The organism is Vibrio sp. 03_296 (genome assembly GCF_002265885.1).
The window spans coordinates 20,694-38,883 of sequence record NZ_NPKW01000029.1 but is presented as its reverse complement, the minus strand read 5'-3'; the positions used below and the strand labels follow the sequence as shown (position 1 = coordinate 38,883).

17 protein-coding genes are annotated in these 18,190 nt (G+C 47.5%); 8 read left to right on the top strand and 9 right to left on the bottom strand.

Going from position 1 to position 18,190, the window contains the following annotated elements:
• Positions 1 to 24 precede the first annotated feature (24 nt).
• The 5 genes from thiI (at position 25) to rlmM (ending at position 4,959) form a co-directional block, all read left to right on the top strand.
• On the top strand, positions 25 to 1,473 hold the full coding sequence (gene thiI, locus CIK04_RS02270) for a tRNA uracil 4-sulfurtransferase ThiI (RefSeq protein ID WP_097353149.1): 1,449 nt from the start codon (positions 25 to 27) through the stop codon (positions 1,471 to 1,473).
• A 482-nt stretch (positions 1,474 to 1,955) separates the two neighbouring features.
• Positions 1,956 to 2,879: a transcriptional regulator GcvA gene (locus CIK04_RS02260; RefSeq protein WP_097353148.1), complete on the top strand. Its 924-nt coding sequence runs from the start codon at positions 1,956 to 1,958 to the stop codon at positions 2,877 to 2,879.
• A complete protein-coding gene (locus tag CIK04_RS02255) occupies positions 2,857 to 3,483 on the top strand; it encodes an alpha/beta fold hydrolase (RefSeq protein WP_058667508.1) in 627 nt (208 codons plus the stop codon). The genes CIK04_RS02260 and CIK04_RS02255 overlap by 23 nt, the downstream gene beginning before the upstream one ends.
• Entirely contained in the window at positions 3,473 to 3,871 is a 399-nt protein-coding gene (locus tag CIK04_RS02250; RefSeq protein ID WP_097353147.1) for a DUF423 domain-containing protein, read from the top strand. Before CIK04_RS02255 ends, CIK04_RS02250 begins: the two co-directional genes overlap by 11 nt.
• Positions 3,868 to 4,959, top strand: a complete 1,092-nt coding sequence (rlmM, locus tag CIK04_RS02245) for a 23S rRNA (cytidine(2498)-2'-O)-methyltransferase RlmM (RefSeq protein WP_045627592.1) — start codon at positions 3,868 to 3,870, stop codon at positions 4,957 to 4,959. The genes CIK04_RS02250 and rlmM overlap by 4 nt, the downstream gene beginning before the upstream one ends.
• A gap of 63 nt (positions 4,960 to 5,022) precedes the next feature.
• Here rlmM and CIK04_RS02240 read toward each other — a convergent pair whose 3' ends face one another.
• The 6 genes from CIK04_RS02240 to queF all read right to left on the bottom strand — a co-directional run bounded on the left by CIK04_RS02240 (position 5,023) and on the right by queF (position 13,261).
• The gene (locus tag CIK04_RS02240) at positions 5,023 to 5,766 is read right to left on the bottom strand and encodes a DNA/RNA non-specific endonuclease (protein ID WP_026050429.1); all 744 of its coding nucleotides are present in this window, start codon (positions 5,764 to 5,766) and stop codon (positions 5,023 to 5,025) included.
• A gap of 237 nt (positions 5,767 to 6,003) precedes the next feature.
• Positions 6,004 to 6,783 (bottom strand): flap endonuclease Xni, encoded by a 780-nt coding sequence (gene xni, locus CIK04_RS02235; RefSeq protein WP_017789314.1) that lies wholly within the window; start codon positions 6,781 to 6,783, stop codon positions 6,004 to 6,006.
• Between the two features lie 60 nt (positions 6,784 to 6,843).
• Positions 6,844 to 8,220: a nucleotide 5'-monophosphate nucleosidase PpnN gene (ppnN, locus tag CIK04_RS02230; RefSeq protein WP_039539072.1), complete on the bottom strand. Its 1,377-nt coding sequence runs from the start codon at positions 8,218 to 8,220 to the stop codon at positions 6,844 to 6,846.
• Between the two features lie 240 nt (positions 8,221 to 8,460).
• Entirely contained in the window at positions 8,461 to 10,026 is a 1,566-nt protein-coding gene (locus tag CIK04_RS02225) for a diguanylate cyclase (RefSeq protein WP_017420866.1), read from the bottom strand.
• Positions 10,027 to 10,125: 99 nt separating this feature from the next.
• Entirely contained in the window at positions 10,126 to 12,390 is a 2,265-nt protein-coding gene (locus CIK04_RS02220; RefSeq protein ID WP_045612914.1) for a lipopolysaccharide assembly protein LapB, read from the bottom strand.
• 25 nt (positions 12,391 to 12,415) lie between these two features.
• Positions 12,416 to 13,261 (bottom strand): NADPH-dependent 7-cyano-7-deazaguanine reductase QueF, encoded by an 846-nt coding sequence (gene queF, locus CIK04_RS02215; RefSeq protein WP_097353146.1) that lies wholly within the window; start codon positions 13,259 to 13,261, stop codon positions 12,416 to 12,418.
• Between the two features lie 97 nt (positions 13,262 to 13,358).
• On the opposite strand from queF, the gene syd reads away from it, so the two are divergent.
• Both syd and CIK04_RS02205 read left to right on the top strand, forming a co-directional pair.
• Positions 13,359 to 13,904, top strand: coding sequence for a SecY-interacting protein (gene syd / locus CIK04_RS02210; protein WP_097353145.1), 546 nt, complete (start codon positions 13,359 to 13,361; stop codon positions 13,902 to 13,904).
• A 3-nt stretch (positions 13,905 to 13,907) separates the two neighbouring features.
• Positions 13,908 to 14,684 carry a Zn-ribbon-containing protein gene (locus CIK04_RS02205; protein WP_017420870.1) on the top strand — a complete coding sequence of 259 codons (777 nt, stop codon included), beginning with the start codon at positions 13,908 to 13,910 and terminating at the stop codon, positions 14,682 to 14,684.
• A gap of 84 nt (positions 14,685 to 14,768) precedes the next feature.
• Here CIK04_RS02205 and ilpA read toward each other — a convergent pair whose 3' ends face one another.
• Genes ilpA through metN form a run of 3 tightly spaced genes read right to left on the bottom strand, consistent with a single transcriptional unit; the run spans position 14,769 to position 17,315 of the window.
• Positions 14,769 to 15,578: a MetQ/NlpA family lipoprotein adhesin IlpA gene (gene ilpA, locus CIK04_RS02200; protein WP_038939365.1), complete on the bottom strand. Its 810-nt coding sequence runs from the start codon at positions 15,576 to 15,578 to the stop codon at positions 14,769 to 14,771.
• A 35-nt stretch (positions 15,579 to 15,613) separates the two neighbouring features.
• Positions 15,614 to 16,291 carry a methionine ABC transporter permease gene (locus tag CIK04_RS02195; RefSeq protein WP_038964248.1) on the bottom strand — a complete coding sequence of 226 codons (678 nt, stop codon included), beginning with the start codon at positions 16,289 to 16,291 and terminating at the stop codon, positions 15,614 to 15,616.
• Positions 16,281 to 17,315, bottom strand: coding sequence for a methionine ABC transporter ATP-binding protein MetN (gene metN / locus CIK04_RS02190; protein WP_097353144.1), 1,035 nt, complete (start codon positions 17,313 to 17,315; stop codon positions 16,281 to 16,283). The genes CIK04_RS02195 and metN overlap by 11 nt, the downstream gene beginning before the upstream one ends.
• Before the next feature lie 198 nt (positions 17,316 to 17,513).
• On the opposite strand from metN, the gene gmhB reads away from it, so the two are divergent.
• Complete coding sequence (gene gmhB, locus CIK04_RS02185) at positions 17,514 to 18,152, top strand: D-glycero-beta-D-manno-heptose 1,7-bisphosphate 7-phosphatase (RefSeq protein ID WP_324134419.1); 639 nt, start codon at positions 17,514 to 17,516, stop codon at positions 18,150 to 18,152.
• Positions 18,153 to 18,190: the final 38 nt, after the last annotated feature.

The following is an 18,190-nucleotide window of genomic DNA, read 5'->3' as shown; positions in this document are numbered from 1 at the left end:
AGCCAACAGACTGCGAATTGAACTATGAAATTTATTGTAAAGCCCCATCCAGAAATTTTTGTAAAGAGTGAGTCGGTACGTAAGCGCTTTACCAAGATTCTTGAGAGCAACATCCGAATCATTATTCAGAATCGCACTGAATCTGTGGCTGTCTTTAACCGTCGCGATCACATCGAAGTGTCGGCTAACAGCCATCAATATTACCAACAAGTGCTCGAAATCTTGACGACGACACCAGGCATTCAGCAAGTGTTGGAAGTGAAGCAATCGGGCTTCAAAGATCTGCACGACATCTATGAGCAAGTGTTGGATCTGAGCCGCGAGCGCATCGAAAATAAAACCTTTGTGGTGCGTGCTAAGCGCCGTGGTAAACATGACTTTACCTCGATCGAGCTTGAGCGTTACGTCGGCGGTGGCTTAAATCAATCGGTCGAGAGCGCCTCGGTTAAACTGCACAGCCCAGACATTACCATCAAGATTGAAGTGGTGGATGACAAGCTGAACCAGATTTTGGCCCATCATAAAGGCCTTGGCGGTTTCCCTCTGGGTACGCAAGAAGATCTGCTGAGCCTGATTTCTGGTGGTTTTGACTCCGGTGTTTCAAGCTATCTGCACATCAAGCGTGGCTCTAAAGTGCATTACTGTTTCTTCAATCTGGGTGGCCCTGCGCATGAAATTGGCGTAAAACAAGTGGCTCACTTCTTGTGGAACAAATACGGATCTTCAGCCAAAGTGCGCTTCATCTCTGTTGACTTTGAACCCGTGGTTGCGGAGATCTTAGAGAAGGTTGAAGACGGTCAAATGGGCGTGGTTCTAAAACGCATGTTCATGCGCGCAGCCGGCATGGTTGCGGAGAAGTTTGATATTCAAGCTTTAGTCACCGGTGAAGCCCTCGGCCAAGTATCAAGCCAAACCTTGACCAACTTACGCCACATCGATGTGGTGACGGACCGTTTGATTCTCCGACCTCTTATCAACTGGGATAAAGACGAAATCATTAAAGTAGCTCGTGACATCGGCACCGAAGATTTCGCCAAAACCATGCCAGAATACTGTGGCGTGATTTCGAAAAAGCCAACCGTGAAAGCGGTGAAAGAGAAGCTCGAAGCGGAAGAAGCGAACTTCAATTTCGACATCTTGGAACAAGTGGTACGCAATGCCCGTCAAATGGACATTCGTGATATCGCGAAAGAGTCGGCACAAGCTGCGCCAGAAGTAGAGCAAGTTCAAGCGATTGAAGAGCATGCCGTGGTGTTGGATATTCGTAGCCCAGATGAAGAAGATGACAGCCCGCTAGAGATCGATGGTGTTGAGGTAAAACACATTCCGTTTTACAAGCTCAGCACGCAATTTGGTGACTTAGACCAGTCGAAAACGTATCTGCTTTACTGCGCTCGCGGTGTGATGAGCCGTTTGCAAGCGCTCTACCTACAAGAGCAAGGCTTTAAAAACGTTAAAGTGTATCGCCCTTAGCCATCTCATGCTGGCGTCAACGTTTCGATGCGAGCATTCGAGTAAGCGTGTCACACTAGGCAAAATGACAAACGCAATCTCAGTAATTGGGGTTGCGTTTTTTATTACGTTTTTGCTCAAAAATTGGGAGTGGTCTAGGAAAAAGCGATGGCCGAGGGGGTAGCGGTTAGAAAGGCAGTGTTCAAAGATAAAAAAACACCGCCTAATAGGCGGTGTAACAAATTTGACAGACAGGTCAAAAATAAATACAGGAAGTATAGGTTTTGTCACAGGGAGTTGGACAAAACACTACGGTAGAAATCTACCTAACTCGAAATACGAGTTTGCAAACACAACATCGCAACAACTAAGCCAATTGATTTACAAAGAAATCAAGCCGTTCAGGCTAGCGTTGCGGGGTGAAATATAGAATTTATCTGGCTGTTCTACAACGGACAAATTATAATGTTTCAGATTAAAAAAACTAATGGTTAGAGAGCCGTATGTCCCGAAGATTGCCCCCACTGAATTCCCTTCGTGTATTCGAAGCCGCCGCCCGACACCTTAGCTTCACTCGAGCTGCAGAAGAACTCTTTGTCACTCAAGCGGCAGTGAGTCATCAGATCAAAGCGCTGGAAGAGTTTCTTTCATTGAAACTGTTTCGCCGTCGCAACCGCTCTTTACTCCTCACTGAAGAGGGGCAAAGTTACTTTTTAGACATCAAAGATATTTTCTCAGCACTCGCTGAAGCGACCGATAAGGTATTGGAACGTAGTGAAAAAGGGGCATTGACCATCAGTTTGCCGCCGAGTTTTGCCATTCAATGGCTGGTACCAAGACTTGCGGATTTCAATGCTAAAGAGCCAGACATTGACGTGCGAATCAAAGCGGTGGATATGGACGAAGGCTCTTTGACGGACGATGTGGATGTGGCGATTTATTACGGTCGTGGCAATTGGCCGGGGTTACGTGCCGATAAATTGTACCAAGAATATTTGATCCCACTTTGTTCACCTTCATTACTTTTGGGTAACAAACCATTAGAATCTTTGCAGGATTTAAAACAACATACGTTACTCCATGACACCTCCAGAAAAGATTGGAAACAATTTGCTAAGGAAAACGGTCTGGATGAGGTCAATGTCAACCAAGGTCCGATTTTTAGCCACTCGACCATGGTTCTGCAAGCGGCGGCTCACGGACAAGGGGTAGCCTTGGGCAACAATGTATTGGCTAAACCAGAAATGGAAGCTGGCCGTTTGATTGCACCCTTTGATGAAATATTGTTGTCGAAGAACTCGTTTTACGTCGTCTGCCATGAACAGCAAGCTGACATGGGGCGTATCGCGCGATTTAGAGACTGGATGCTAGTGACCGCGCGCAAAGAACAAGAAGAGGTGTTAGATGAATCTGCCATGCATTATTGATGGGCCAGACAACGGACCGCTGTTTATTTTTGCTCACGGTGCAGGGGCCCCGATGGAACATGCTTTTATGACCGCGGTGGCTCAAGGATTGGCAAAGGAAGGGATTCGTGTGGTGCGTTTCAATTTCCCTTATATGGCCAAACGAGCTGAAGATGGCAAAAAACGCCCACCGGATCGCGCGCCGAAATTGCTGGAAGCCTTTTCTGAAGTGATAGCATCCGTGACCGATAAACCCGTGATTATTGGGGGTAAGTCGATGGGCGGACGCATGGCGAGTTTGTTGTCGGAGCATCCCCTCGTGAAAGGGATTGCCTGTTTAGGTTTTCCGTTTCATCCTCCCGGTAAGCCTGAAAAGTTCAAAGGTGAGCACTTACAAACATTGAGTAAACCGACGTTGATTTTGCAAGGTGAGCGAGACACGTTTGGCACTCAAAATGAGTGTCAGCATTTTGAGTTTTCCTCAATGGTGCGTTTGGCGTTTTTGCCCGATGGCGATCACAGTTTTAAACCGAGAAAAAGTTCTGGCCATACAGAAGTAGGCAATGTGCAGTTGGCGATTGAGCAGCTGTGCGCTTTTATTAAAGGAGTTGACGATGAAAAGTAAGTGGCTGCTCACTTTTGTTGGTTTCTCAGGCGCATCGGCGGTCGCACTTGGCGCGTTTGCCGCTCACGGACTCAAAAGCCAATTGTCGCCATATCTGTTAGGTGTGTTTGAGACGGGCGTGATGTATCAGTTTTTGCATACCCTCGCCATCGCCCTATGCGCCGTTCTGCTCTCTTTGCCGACTGGAGAGAAAGCGCAAAAATATTTTTTCCGCGCGGCAATTTGTTTTATCATCGGCATCTTTTGCTTTAGCGGCAGCTTATACGCCCTCGCATTAACTGGCATAAAATGGTTTGGCCCGATAACTCCTATGGGAGGCTTACTGTTTATTATTGGTTGGATAATGTTGATGTTGGCAGCTTTAAAAACGAACGAGGTATCTCAGTGAAACAATTAATGCTCTATTGTCGTCAGGGCTTTGAAAAAGAGTGTGCTGGTGAAATTCAGGACAAAGCGACTCAGTTAGAGGTTTATGGTTTTCCACGTGTGTTCAAAAACGCAGGGTATGTTCTGTTCGAATGTTACCAAGAAGGGGATGCCGATAAACTGGCACGCGAACTGGACTTCAACGCGCTGATTTTTGCACGTCAAATGTTTGCGGTTGCAGCAGAGTTTACCGAACTGCCGAGTGAAGATCGCATTAGCCCAATCCTTTCGGAGCTGGGTGAGATGGACACGTTCCCGGTTTGTGGCGATTTGCGTATTGAAACGCCAGATACCAACGAAGCAAAAGAGCTGTTGAAGTTCTGCCGTAAGTTTACCGTGCCAATGCGCCAAGCATTGCGTGGTAAAGGCTTATTGTTGGCGAAAGAAAATGTGAAGAAGCCTGTGTTCCACCTTTGCTTTGTTGCGTCAGGCCACTGCTTTGCTGGTTATTCTTATTCGCACAATAATTCGCGCTTCTTTATGGGCATTCCACGTTTAAAATTCCCGGCCGATGCGCCAAGCCGCTCAACGTTGAAGTTGGAAGAAGCTTTTCATGTGTTTATTCCGCGTGAAGAGTGGGATACGCGTTTGTCTTCGGGCATGTGGGCGGTGGATTTAGGTGCTTGTCCTGGTGGATGGACCTATCAGTTGGTACAGCGCTCTATGTTTGTTCACTGTGTGGACAACGGCATGATGGCAGATAGCTTGATGGAAACCGGTCAGATCAAGCATCACATGGTGGATGGTTTTAAATTTGAGCCAGACCGTAAGAACGTGACTTGGTTGGTGTGCGACATGGTGGAAAAGCCAGCTCGCGTGGCGCATCTGATGGGCGAATGGCTCATTAAAGGGTGGGCGAAAGAAACCATCTTTAACCTAAAGTTGCCGATGAAAGGTCGTTATGACGAGGTTTTACAAGATATTGAAAATCTCAAGACCTTCCTGATTGAGAACAAGGTGAAGTTTAAGCTGCAAGCGAAACACCTTTATCACGATCGCGAAGAGATCACCGTACACATTCAGGTGCTATCGAACATTTCTCCGTACTAAGATGAGCTGAAGAAACGGTTCGCTAAAAAACGCTCCTCGACATGAGGAGCGTTTTTGTTTGTGTTAGTTCGACGTTGGCCACATTTCCCACACTTGGGCTTCCATGCTCGCTTCTGTGCTGTCATCGACGGCTGAGAAGAAGTCAAGTTGGGTCAATCTTTCCACCTCGTCAATCGTGGTGATGAAGTTCGCTAGCTCACTGCCAGAGACATCTCGGTGTGGAACGATAAACGCAATCGCGTCATTAAAGGCAGGGTCAAGAATGACTTTGAAAAAGGCGCTAGGAATGACCACTCCGTTACCAATCGCGTTTTCGCCCCCTTGGTAAATGGGCCCAGTGACGACGTAAAGCTCGTTATATTCATTGGCAAGATCACGAACATGCTCTTCCAGCAAACGCCAACCCACACGGTTAAAGCCCGGTAACTGCGGTGACATGTTACTCATCAGGAAGCTTTGTTGCATTGATTGCTGACTGAAATCCATCGCCGCTGACGGGGCAAGATGGCCTCTGTCGTAACCCGAGTTGCTGTAATCCGCTAAGGTGGAGCGGGCATAGTCTGGCAGCTCTGCGTCTTCTTTAAAGCTGTTGCTGCGCTTGTAGGAAGCATTCACGCTCTCTGCCGTAATATGGTAGGCAACCCAATCGGCGTTTTTGGTGTTGTAGTTGTAACCTACCGCGTAGCCATCGCGACAAAGCACTTGATCCGGTTGTGTGGAGGGCATGCCTTTGTCGAGGTGTTGACCACAAATTTCAGCAGCGGCAGGTAAAGCAAATAATAGTGATAGTAGGATGAGGTTTTTCATTTTCATTACTCCTTGTTAGAGAGTGGTGAAAATAGAGTAAATGCTCATCAATGCTGTGATATTGATAATAAATTAATCAATATTCAGTAAGGTATTGATTAATTTATTTTTATTGTTGTGAATGTAACCCATTACACAACAATAACGTTTAACATTTATTGGTTGTGGTTTTGTGATGCGCCTGGTGAAATTTGTTTGGCCAATATGTTCTGACTGGCAAGGCGCTGTTCATGAACATTAGCGGGGCTCATTGGCGGTAAAACGCAGATCTTGCAGGTTAAAACCGAGTTCAATATCGGTTTTGAGTGCCGAGACTCGCTTGCAACGGCGAGCTAACTCGATATGTTGATCGAACTTAGTACGATATTTCTTTGGTAGATCCGGCGAGAGAAAAGCCTGTTCGATATCGTCAAATTGGCTGAGGATCTCTTTGGCTGCTTTTGGCCCAATGCCGGGAATGCCGGTCACTTGGCTGGAACTGATGCCCGTTAGGCCCCAATAGTCAGAAAGCTGCTGAGGTTTTACGCCAAACTCTTGTTCAATAAACGGCTGATCTAACCAGCGGTGTTGGAAGTAATCGCGAATCTGCAGTGTGGGAGAAAGCAGCTGGCAATAGCCTTTGTCGGTTGAAATGATGGTGACCTTCTCACCGTGTTGCGCGACTTTGCACGCTAGGGTAGCCACTAAGTCATCGGCTTCATCACCTTCAGAAAGCAGCGAATCAATACCCAATTGCCACCATGCATCTTGGATCTTCTCCAAACCGTTGAGCAAAGGTTCTGGCATCGGCTTTCGCCCTTGTTTGTATTCTGGAAGGATCTCTGCACGCCATCCTCGGTCGCTACCGAGATGATCAAACACCGCGACGATATGCGTAGGATGACTTTCACTAATGATTCGCTGCAAGGTACGACAGGTGTTTTGGATGGTGTTGGCTATATCCGTCGGATCCGGTTGAGCCGAGTGGACACGGCGGATCAGATTGAGCGCATCGATGATAACAAGATGAATAGCCATAGAAAATTACAGTATTGAAAAGGGGCCTAAGGCCCCTGAGTGTAACGTAAATCGTATGGACTATCGACCGCCATTTTCCGCTGATGCGATCTTATAGCAAGGTTCATATGCACTACCACCGGGCAGTTTCATACGGTGCTGGGCGACGAAATCGCGCAGCAGTTTGTCCATTTTCTTCATCAGTGCAGGGTCACCATCAATAATGAATGGCCCTTTGCGTTCGATCTCGCGAATGCCTTCGGCTTTTACGTTGCCCGCCACAATACCAGAGAAGGCACGGCGTAAGTTAGCGGCCAGCACTTGAGGTTTCTGATTCAGATGCAGATCCAAGCTTGCCATCGAGTCGTGTGTGGGTTCAAACGGCAACTGGAACTCTGGCTCAATCTTTAAAGACCAGTTGTAGCTGTACGCATCGCCCTTGTCTTTACGGTGCTGACGTACTACTGGCATTGCTTGTTTCATCACACGGGCAACCTGAGCTGGGTCATCAATGATGATTTGGTAGTGCTTCTGACCTTCTTCCCCCAAAGTGGCGCCAATAAAGGCATCCAGTGAGCGGAAGTAAGCCTCGCTCTCCTTAGGACCAGTTAAGACGATGGGCATCGGCTGATCGGCGTTTTCTGGATGCATCATAATGCCCAGTATGTAAAGCAGCTCTTCAGCAGTACCTGCACCGCCAGGGAAAATGATGATGCCATGACCCATGCGGACAAACGCTTCTAAGCGTTTCTCGATATCAGGCATGATCACCAACTCATTGACGATCGGGTTTGGCGGCTCGGCGGCTATAATGGAAGGCTCGGTTAAGCCCAAATAACGTTGGGCACTGTAGCGCTGCTTGGCATGGCCAATAGCGGCGCCTTTCATTGGCCCTTCCATCGCGCCTGGCCCACAGCCAGTACAAATGTTCAACTCACGTAGGCCAAGCTCGTTACCCACTTCTCGCGTGTATTGGTACTCAACAGGGTTGATGGAGTGACCACCCCAACACACCACAAGATTTGGCTCAATACCGGGAATTAAAGCACCAGCATTACGTAAAATACCAAATACAAGGTTAGTAATGTGGGTGGCATTCGTGAGGTTAAGGCGTTGGTTGTCCGCAAGATGCATGTTGACGTAAACAATATCGCGCAGCACAGAGAAAAGGTGCTCTTGGATACCTTTGATGATTTCGCCATCGACAAAAGCGTGCTCCGGTGGATTGGTGAGCTCTAACTTAATGCCACGCTCACGGCGCACGACGTTGACATCAAAAGATTGATATTTGTCGAGCAGCTCTTTGGAGTTATCCGTGTGGCTACCTGAGTTCAACACCGCTAACGTACAGTTGCGGTAGAGTTGGTAAAGCTCACTAGAGGCGGTTTTTTTCAGACGCTCAACTTCAAGTTGAGAGAGCAGATCCATACTTCCTGCTGGGCTGATATGAGTAATCATATGGCCTCCTTGCTTAGCATTGTTATTAAGGGACAGAAATCTGCTGGGAAAAATGATTATTGTTATAGAACCAGATTAGGAGAAGCAGATTCTGTTTGTTGCCTAGAGTGAATCTCGGCAAAACACGTCATGAATGTAGTTAGCTTAGCAAAGTATGTGCAAAAAGAAATGTGATAACTAATTGAAAAAACTATAACTGATGGTGAAATTTTGTCTGAGCGGTTAATAAATAGCCACTTATTAACGCCATTCTAGCTGTTTTTTTCCACGTCGTTTGCATTCGTTGAGCATGATGCCGAGGCGATCCACCACGTATTCCGGATTATCTGACTCTTTAAAAGCCACGGAAGCGGCGCTGAGCGTGATGGTGATTTGTTGTTCACGGAATTTGAACGGTAGTTTGCTGACTTCAGTTTGAATGTGCTTAATCAGCTCGAGTGTGTACTCTTCGCTTTGCTCTGGAATGAGTAAGATAAACTCTTCGCCACTAAAGCGTGCCACGGTATCTGTGTCGGCAGCCGCTTTACGAATGGTTCGCGCGATGATCTTCAGTGCTTTGTCGCCAGCAGAGTAGCCATAGCTATCGTTGATGGCTTTAAAACCATCAATGTCGAGCAGCACCACACGGAGATTGTGTTGTGCTCGGATCCAGCGACGATATTCAAGTTCAAGACGATCGTTAAAAGCGGTGCGGTTATACACCTTAGTGAGAGGGTCAAGCAGCATGCGCTGCGCCTGATCTTCTAGGCGTTTACGATAGTCTTGGGTAATTTCAAACACCGCTTCAAGTTGATTTTTGTTGTATTGCAGTCTTTCTTGTAGCGCTTGCTCTTTCTCTTCCGCCAGTTGCAAACGTTGAGACAACGAGGCCATTTGCGCTAGCAAGGGGGAAATGTTGTTTTTGAGCTGTTCGAGTTCGGTCGCATTGTCCAACGAAGCCTGGCTTTTCGCCACCAATCCTTCTAACTCTCGATTGAGCTGTTGGCGATGTTCAAAATACGTTTGGCTTTGGTCAACGTTAACGTGAGAGGTTTTTAAGTTGGCTGCGAGTGAGCCATTAAGCTGTTCTAGGAAATGCTCGGATGATTTTCTTTCAAACTTCGTCCCTTCAATCACCAGTTTGAGCACTTGAAGAGTGAGCTCTAGTAGTGATTCGGTGGAGACACCCAACAACAGCTTAGTGCGGATATCCAATAACAAGTCGCCCGATTCGCCTTCAAAATCCAGTTCCGTGATCACGTGTTGCAGCTCTGCGGAGAGGCAGTCTAGCTGTGAGCGATCGGGGGTATCACTGAGTTCATTAAAGTTGATTCGAGAGTTGGAGGTGATGATCTTCAGCGCACGTTCGTAAATATTGAGCAGGCGCACTGCTTGATCAACATTGCGCGCTTTATTGACGTCATTGAACGTCATTAAACTGCGCAATTCGCGTTTTAGTTGTGGGGGAAGCCCAGCGACACGCTGTAAAGTCTCACCGCTGTGCTTAATCTGTTCGTCGAGAAAACCGCTCTGTTTATCCATAGCCACTGCTTGTTGTCTGAGCATTCTTTCTAACACGGCAAGGCGTGGAATAAGAGTGCTTACATCTTTTTGTTGTTCAAGTTCTTGCTGAACCGCCTTCAAATGCTGCGTGAGCGTCGGGTCGCCCCCCTGGCATGCTGCGCTCAGGGAAGTAACAATGCGCTTTAGAACTTGTTGTTCACGCTTAAATTTGAGTGACGAGTCGCGATGTGTCAATCGAAGTTGGTCTAATTGACAACTTAACTGATGCAGCTGCGATTGAATATCGGATTCCAGAATGCCCATTAAGAACTACAACACGGTCCATGTACGACTAAAGAATGAGTTCGATAATAACAAAAAACATTATAGCGTCATCTCTCTTAAGGTTTGATCGCTTGAGAATTATTCACTTTTTAATAATTTTTTGAGGTTGTCCTCATTCTGATACGACGAGTGTATCTTTATTAAGCCTTGATGGATGGCCTGCTGGCAGGCATTTCTTATGTGACCAGTTGCAAGGCTTGCTGCTGGGGCATTCTCTATGGCTTTAAGATAAACGTAATGGCTGCACTTGTCTGTCAAACTGACTTCACGAGCTAGATGAGTTGCGAGCAACAGCAAATCAAGCAGCTCTTGATCGTTGATCGCCGTGTAGGCGCGCGGTAAGAATGGGTAATCGGCCATGCCCATTCGAACGGTTCGGTTGACCGCATGCTCAGCGGCAAACTCATCTACCCACGCTTGCACTTTACTAAAGACGGCCTCTGCCGAGTAATCGCGTTCGGCATTGGGCTCGATGTAAAGCAAATTGGCATCCGAAAAGTGGTAGAGACGTGCTGGTTTTTGGATTTTCTCACTCATGAACACCCCAAAAGCGCGCTCGAGTTCTAGGCCTGCTTTATAGCCGTGTTGCACGTACATGCTGCGCAAAAATGGCAAATCAATCATCACAAAGCGTAAGCGATCGTTGAGCGGCTCGTGGATAAGTTCACCCAGTTGCCATTGTTCAAACGTTTCATTGGCTTTGCGCAATGAATTTGAGAGTTTCACGTTCAACATGCGCAGATTACGCAGCTTTGAGCGTGAGTGGGTGTACAGATCGCTCGTAAGCTGCTCGATTTGCGTCGACTGCCGTTGCAGTAATACGCCGCGTCTCATAAGTAATAAGAAAAGCACGAGAGAGAGCAAGAATAGCGCAAAGGCGATTTTCTGGAATTTGGCGTGTTCTACCGTCACTTTTTCGAGTTGTTGTGCTTGGCCAATGTAGTGAATGCTCTGTTCGGCAAATTCTTTTTGCTGGCGAAAGGCATCTTCACTGATTTGATTCAGTTCTTTTTGTTCAATACTGACCAAATTATTGTAGCGGCGCAGATTTTGTAGTGATAACGCGTATTGTGCTGATTGCTCGTAACCCAAAGAGAGCAGTTGGTAAGCGTTCTGCTTGACGCTCAGTTGTTCTTCTGGCTGCGCGTTGGCAATTTCCAACGCTTTGTTGGCGTTGTTGATCACCGCTTGGCTGTCATTTTGGTAAAACGCCAATCCTGCTTTCATTAACGCCGCTTTGGCTTTTAACTCGGGAATATCGGAAAACTCGAGAACATCTTCGGCGCGCTCTAGGTATTGCTCTGCCAGCGGGTAGTTATAGAGTTGCAGATAGGTGGCGGCAAGGTTCAAACGAATGCTGATCACCTGCTTGATGTTTCGAGCCGAGCTGTCATGGTCGAGCACATTGAAATAGTGCACTAACGCTAAGTTGTACTTGCCTTGGCGGAAGTAGATATCGCCCATTTGCTCCATTACTTGGGCAAGGATAGGGGAGTTGGGGTAGCTGTCGTAAAAGTCGGCGGCTTGCGATAAGTATTCGAGGGCTTTGTCGAGTACGCGTCGCTCTTCAAACAGTTGTGCCAAAAGGCGGTTCACTTTGGCCAGCCGAGCACTCTTATTGCCTTCCACCGCTTGCCAATAACCAAACAGCAGTTCAGACAGCGCCAAGTTGTACTTTTGATGGCTCAGATAAAACTCACCCACCGCGATGTGGTAGTCGATAATGATGTTCTCTGAGCGGGTGTTTTTGATCAGCTCTTTCGCCTGCGTATAATATTGCTCAGCTTGTTGCAACGCATTCTGCTGGGAAGCGAGCAGGGCTTGTTGCATCAGCAAACGGTATTTCACACTGTCGCTCATTTGCAACGAGTTAGTGGCCTGATCCAACTGTTCACTAATCTGTTTGAGCGCTTGCTCTGCCGTCGCGTAGTCCTTGCTATATTGCCACTCTAACTGGGTACGCATCAGTTTGACATCCATCTCAAGATAAGGGAGATGGAAGGTTTTGCTCAGTTGTTGCGCCGTCTCTAGCTGCATGAGAGCGGAACGTTGATTGCCAAGGGCAAACTCCGCTTGCGCGAGGATTTTGTATGCTTCAACGCTGCCGCTAGGGGTGCGCAAAGTGCGATCGGCGTCTTCACGAGAAATCGCCGACGGACTTTTTTCTTGATTGTCAGTCAATTCGCGTTGGGTCAGGTAATTCTGCACGATTTTTTTTGCTTGGTCGGGTTCAATTTCCACTAATTGCTCAGCCTCAGTGAGCAGCACTGAGGAGAGCGGATTCGCTTGCACTTGCATGCAAACCAGCAAAAATAAAACTGCGAAAAACCGTTGCCAACGCATAGTGAATTCCTTTTTGACAGGCGTGTTACTGACGAGCCATTCGATGATTATGATCTGGCTTCGCTTGCTCGGTTGAACGGTATGGATTGATGTCTAATCCACCGCGACGAGTATAACGAGCAAACACCGTCAGTTTTTCTGGCTGACAATATTTCATGAGGTCGGTGAAAATGCGTTCTACGCACTGTTCATGGAACTCATTGTGTTCGCGGAATGACACAAGGTAGCGCAACAGTTTTTCGCGATCAATCTTGTGGCCTTGGTAGCGAATTTCGACGCTGCCCCAGTCCGGTTGATTGGTGATCAAGCAGTTCGATTTGAGCAGATGGCTGTGCAAGGTTTCTGTCACCCACTCTTCGCCCGCAGCGCCTTCGAGCAAGCGGTCATCAAAATCGTAACTGGATATGTCGATGTCTTGTTCGTCGATGCATTCCCCTTCCATCGTCACGATAGGTTGCTGGGTGTAATGAGTGACCGAGTTCACCGCCACTTCCACCGCTTCGCCTGCGCAATGAGAAAGATCGGTAATCAAGCGTTGACGAACTTCTTCCCAGCTATCAAAACGGGTTTGGTTGTAGCTGTTGAGGTAGAGTTTGAATGACTTTGATTCAATCAGGTTGGCGCTGGTGGCTGGGATATACACTTCACCGACCGCGACCTGAGGCAACCCTTTGTTGTTGAGCCAAGAGAGCTCATATAACGTCCAGATGTCGTGGCCAATAAATGGCAGCTCGTCACCCAACTGAAGATCGTCACGGTTGAGGCTACGTGGTACAGGCTGTAGCAAGCTAGGATCGTATTGGTTGGCGTAGTCGGTTTTCTTACCCAGCGTTAGGCCAGCAAGCTCTTTCGCGTCTGAATATTTGCTCATACTTTGCGGTCATTTTCGATTAGAATGGCGGGAATTTTACTGAATCCATCGTTTAAAAGCCATCTTGTTGGCTCACAAGGTATAGAAGGAGTTATTCATGCCATCTCCAGTTTCACTGGCACTTGCTGACTTTAGTCAACGTTTTCAAACAGCGTGGCAAGCACAGCACAACGCATTGCCTAGCAGTGAAGAGTTGGCGGATTTGCCTTCTCCTTGCGTGGTGGAGTCAAAAGGAGATGAAGTGCTCTGGCGCCCAGTGAGCTTGTCTGCGCCTGCGGACTTCGCCAATGTTGAGAAGGCGATTGAGTTAACACTGCATGACGACATCAAGGCCTTTTATGGCAGCCAATTGAGTGCCGATATGGCGGCCACGTGGGATGACAATGAGCTCACGCTTTTGCAAGTGTGGAATGACGATGATTTTACTCGCCTGCAGGAGAACATTTTGGGTCATTTAGTGACGCAACGACGTCTAAAACTCAAACCTACGGTGTTTATTGCCGCAACCGATGCTGAGTTAGATGTGCTGTCGATTTGCAATATCACCGGGAATGTTGTGTTGGAGCGATTGGGCACTTCTCAGCGAGATGTCTTGGCGGAAAACGTCACCGAGTTTCTTACCAAACTCCAACCAATGGTGTAACCAATGTACGTAGTTGAATTGCAGTTTGAGTGTTTCGATAACACCACCATTAGCGCGGTCGATAAAGCGATCAATGGTTTGATGGACGCATTGCGTTACAACGGCCAAGTGTTAGGCCGAGAGTTTCCTATCGTGATGGGCGATGGTGAGTTCTTTGTTCGTGCGGTTTGCCCTGAAAAAGAGAGCTTACACCCGCGTTATCATTCCGACTATGTGCGCGTTTGTTTCAATCGACTTTCAGAGGCGGCGTTACTTGCGCCCAAAATGCGCTTGCTGGGGCGAGACATCAACTCTGAAGAAGCGGCTGAAGAAGAGACACCAAGTTGGCAAGTGTTATACACCACTTATGTGCACACCTGCTCGCCGCTGAGAAGTGGTGAAACTTTGCTACCGATCCCTTTGTATCGCAATGGCCCGACGTTAAATGGCGATCACAAAGCGGTGATTAAGTGGCAAACCGAATGGCAAGCGTGCGATGAACTGCAGATGGCCGGAGCGTGTCGTGCCGAGCATGCCGCACTGCATGAGATGTGCGATGTGGACAGTGTCTTGTTCAAGCGAGGCTGGGATATTCGTGGTCGTATTGAATACATCACGAAAGTGCCGACCTACTATTACCAATACCGTGTTGGCGGCCATTCGCTAGCCGAAGAGCAAGCGCGAAAATGCCCCAAATGTGGTGGTGAATGGTTACTCGATGAGCCGCTGCACGATATCTTCTATTTCAAATGTGATGACTGCCGTATCGTCTCAAACATCTCTTGGGATCATTTGAAATAGCAAATGGAATCTCAATATGAAAAAGGGTTGGCGCTTTCACGCCAACCCTTTTTTTGTTTTGAACTTCGACTTTTTCTATCGAAATTACCAGCCCTTTACTACGCCGCCTTTGAAGATTTCTTTTGCTGCCGTGTAGACTTCTTCAGTTTGGTACGCTTTAACAAAGTTCTGTACATTTTCGTTTTGAACGTTGTCTTGGCGAGCCACAATCAGGTTCACGTATGGAGATTCTTTGTCTTCAACAAATACGCCATCTTTTTCTGGAGTTAGGTTGATAGAACTCGCGTAAGTGGTGTTGATCACCGATAGCGCCACATCGTCAAGAGAGCGAGGCAGTTGCGCTGCGTCTAATTCAACGATGGTGATGTTCTTTGGATTCTCAACGATGTCACGAACGGTCGCGAGTAGACCCACTTCTGGACGTAGTTTGATCAAACCTTGTTGCTCAAGAAGCAGCAGAGAACGGCCAAGGTTGGTTGGATCGTTTGGTACCGCAATACGCACGCCGTCAGCCAACTCTTCAACCGATTTCACTTGTTTTGAGTAGCCCGCGATAGGGTAAACAAAAGTGTTGCCAGCGATGGTCAGTTTGTAGCCACGGTCTTCCACTTGACGATCTAGGTATGGTTTGTGTTGGAACGCGTTGATATCGATAGAACCGTCATCCAATGCCGCGTTTGGTGTCACGTAGTCAGTGAAAGTGACCAATTCCACGTCAAGGCCGTATTTTTCTTTGGCTACTTTCGCTGCAACTTCCGCAACTTGTGCTTCGGCACCCGCCATAACGCCAACTTTTACTTTGCTCGTGTCAACGGCTTTTTCGCCACAACCTGCTAATACCAATGTTGAGGCTGCGGCAATAATGGTCAGTAAACCTTTGAGGCTAAATTTCATAGTAAATCTCCTTATAATTTTGAATCTTTCAATGCTTATCTGTGGTCTACACGGCGTACGATGGCGTCACCGATAGACTGAATAATTTGTACCAACACAATCAACATCACCACAGTGACCGCCATGATAGTGACATCGTAGCGGTGGAAACCGTAGCGAATCGCCACGTCACCAAGACCGCCACCACCAACGGTGCCCGCCATGGCAGAGTAGCTCACCAAGGTTACCAACGTAATGGTGACGGAGTTAACAATGGTCGGCAATGCTTCAGGAAGCAGTACTTTAGTGATGATTTGTAGTGGTGTTGCGCCCATCGACTGCGCGGCTTCAATCAGCCCAGTCGGAACTTCCAACAGTGCTCCTTCAATGAGGCGTGCAACAAATGGGATAGCACCAATGGTGAGCGGAACAATCGCCGCTGTCGTGCCGATGAACGTGCCGACTAACAGTTTGGTGACGGGAATGATCGCCACCATCAAGACCAAAAATGGCACAGAGCGGCCAATATTGACAATGGCACCAAGTACGCTGTTGAATTTGGTGTTTTCAAGCAAACCACCTTTTTTGGTGGTGTGCAGAATTACGCCCAAAGGAATACCAATCGCAAAACCAACGACGCCGGCAACCGCAACCATATAAAGCGTTTGCCAAGTTGCGCCCAGCAGCAGGTCAGTGTTTAAACTTAGCCATTGAGATAGGTCATTAAAGGACATAACCCAGAACCTCCACTTTTACGTTGTTCTCGCGCAGGTATTCAATCGCTGCGTTATCGTCTTCTTCGTTACCAAACAGCTCTGCGACCATCATGCCAAACTTCACACCGCCGGCGTAGTCGAGATCGGAACTGAGAATGCTGATGTCGATGTTGTATTTACGAGAAATCTGCGACACCAAAGGTGCGTCAACCGTCGCACCGGTAAATTCCAAACGCACTAGAGGATAGCTGCCTTCAACACGCGTTGCTTGCAAGCGTGCCTGGTAATCTTCAGGGATCGACAGATCTAAGGTTGAGCGAATAAAGTTATGAGCTAACTCAGTTTTTGGATGGGCAAAGATTTCTCCCACCGTACCTTTCTCGACCAACTCGCCATCACCAATGATGGCGACTTCGTGACAGATGCTTTTCACGACATCCATCTCGTGAGTAATCAACAAAATGGTGATTTTCAGCTTGCGGTTGATCTCTTTGAGCAACTCCAAAATGGATTGAGTGGTCGCAGGATCCAGCGCGCTGGTGGCTTCATCACACAGCAGTACTTTTGGATCGCTGGCCAGTGCTCGCGCAATCGCCACGCGTTGCTTTTGACCACCACTTAAGTTGGCTGGATAGCTTTCATGCTTGTCGGCCAAACCCACCAACTTGAGCAGCTCCGTTACTTTGCTTTGGATTTGCTCTTTATCTTTTCCGGCTAACTCTAATGGCAGGGCAACGTTGTCAAACACAGTGCGAGAAGAGAGCAAGTTGAAGTGCTGGAAAATCATACCGATATTGCGGCGAGTTTCGCTAAGTTGCTTTTTACTCAGTTGCGTTAAATCAACGCCATCCACCACAATAGAACCACTGCTTGGTGCTTCTAACATATTCACGCAGCGGATCAGCGTGCTTTTCCCTGCACCCGATGACCCGATCACACCAAAAATGGTGCCTTCTGCGATGTGTAAGTTAATGTCTTTCAAGGCATGGATTTCCTTACTGCCTTGATAGAACACTTTATTTACTTGGTTAATTTCAATCATTTCTCAACCTGTGCAGGGACAACAGAATATTATTTTGAGCTCTAGCTCACTTTTTAGATGATGCTATGGCTTTCGTGTTTTTAAGTCAATAGATATTTTTACGTCTAGACGTCTAAACGTTTGTTTGGGGCTAACGGATTTGCTATGAGTTAGGTGATATTCGTATATAGAGGGTGTTTTGACGATGTACCTCACGGCTTGGAAACTCGCAATGTAGCGCTTTTAAGGTATAATCTCGGCTTATATTCCTTTGTGACAGAGACAGATACTTTGGCAAAACCAGCTGTTTTTTTGGATCGTGATGGCGTGATTAACGTTGATCATGGTTACGTTCATGACGAGCACGACTTTGAATACATTGAAGGTGTGTTTGAGGCGACGAAGGCCCTAAAGGATATGGGGTATCTTTTGGTGTTGGTCACCAATCAGTCGGGGATTGCCCGTGGCAAATTTAGCGAAGATCGCTTCCTTTCTCTGACCCAATGGATGGATTGGAATTTCGCGGACAACGGCGTTGAATTTGACGGTATTTATTACTGTCCGCACCATGCAGAACACGGTGTGGGGGATTACAAACAAGATTGTGATTGTCGCAAACCCAAACCTGGGATGTTTATCTCAGCGCGTGATTTCCTCAAAATCGATATGGCTCGCTCGGTGATGGTGGGTGACAAAGCCGAAGATATGATGGCTGCCGAAGCGGCAGGGGTTGCAACTAAGATTTTGGTACGCACTGGTAAACCTGTCACCCCGCAGGGTGAGCAACTGGCAACGGTGGTGCTTGATAGCATCCGCGATGTGCCACTCTATGTAAAAGAACAAGTAAAAGGTCGCTAAGCGGCCTTTTTATTATTGAACGTCTTTCCTGGCCTATT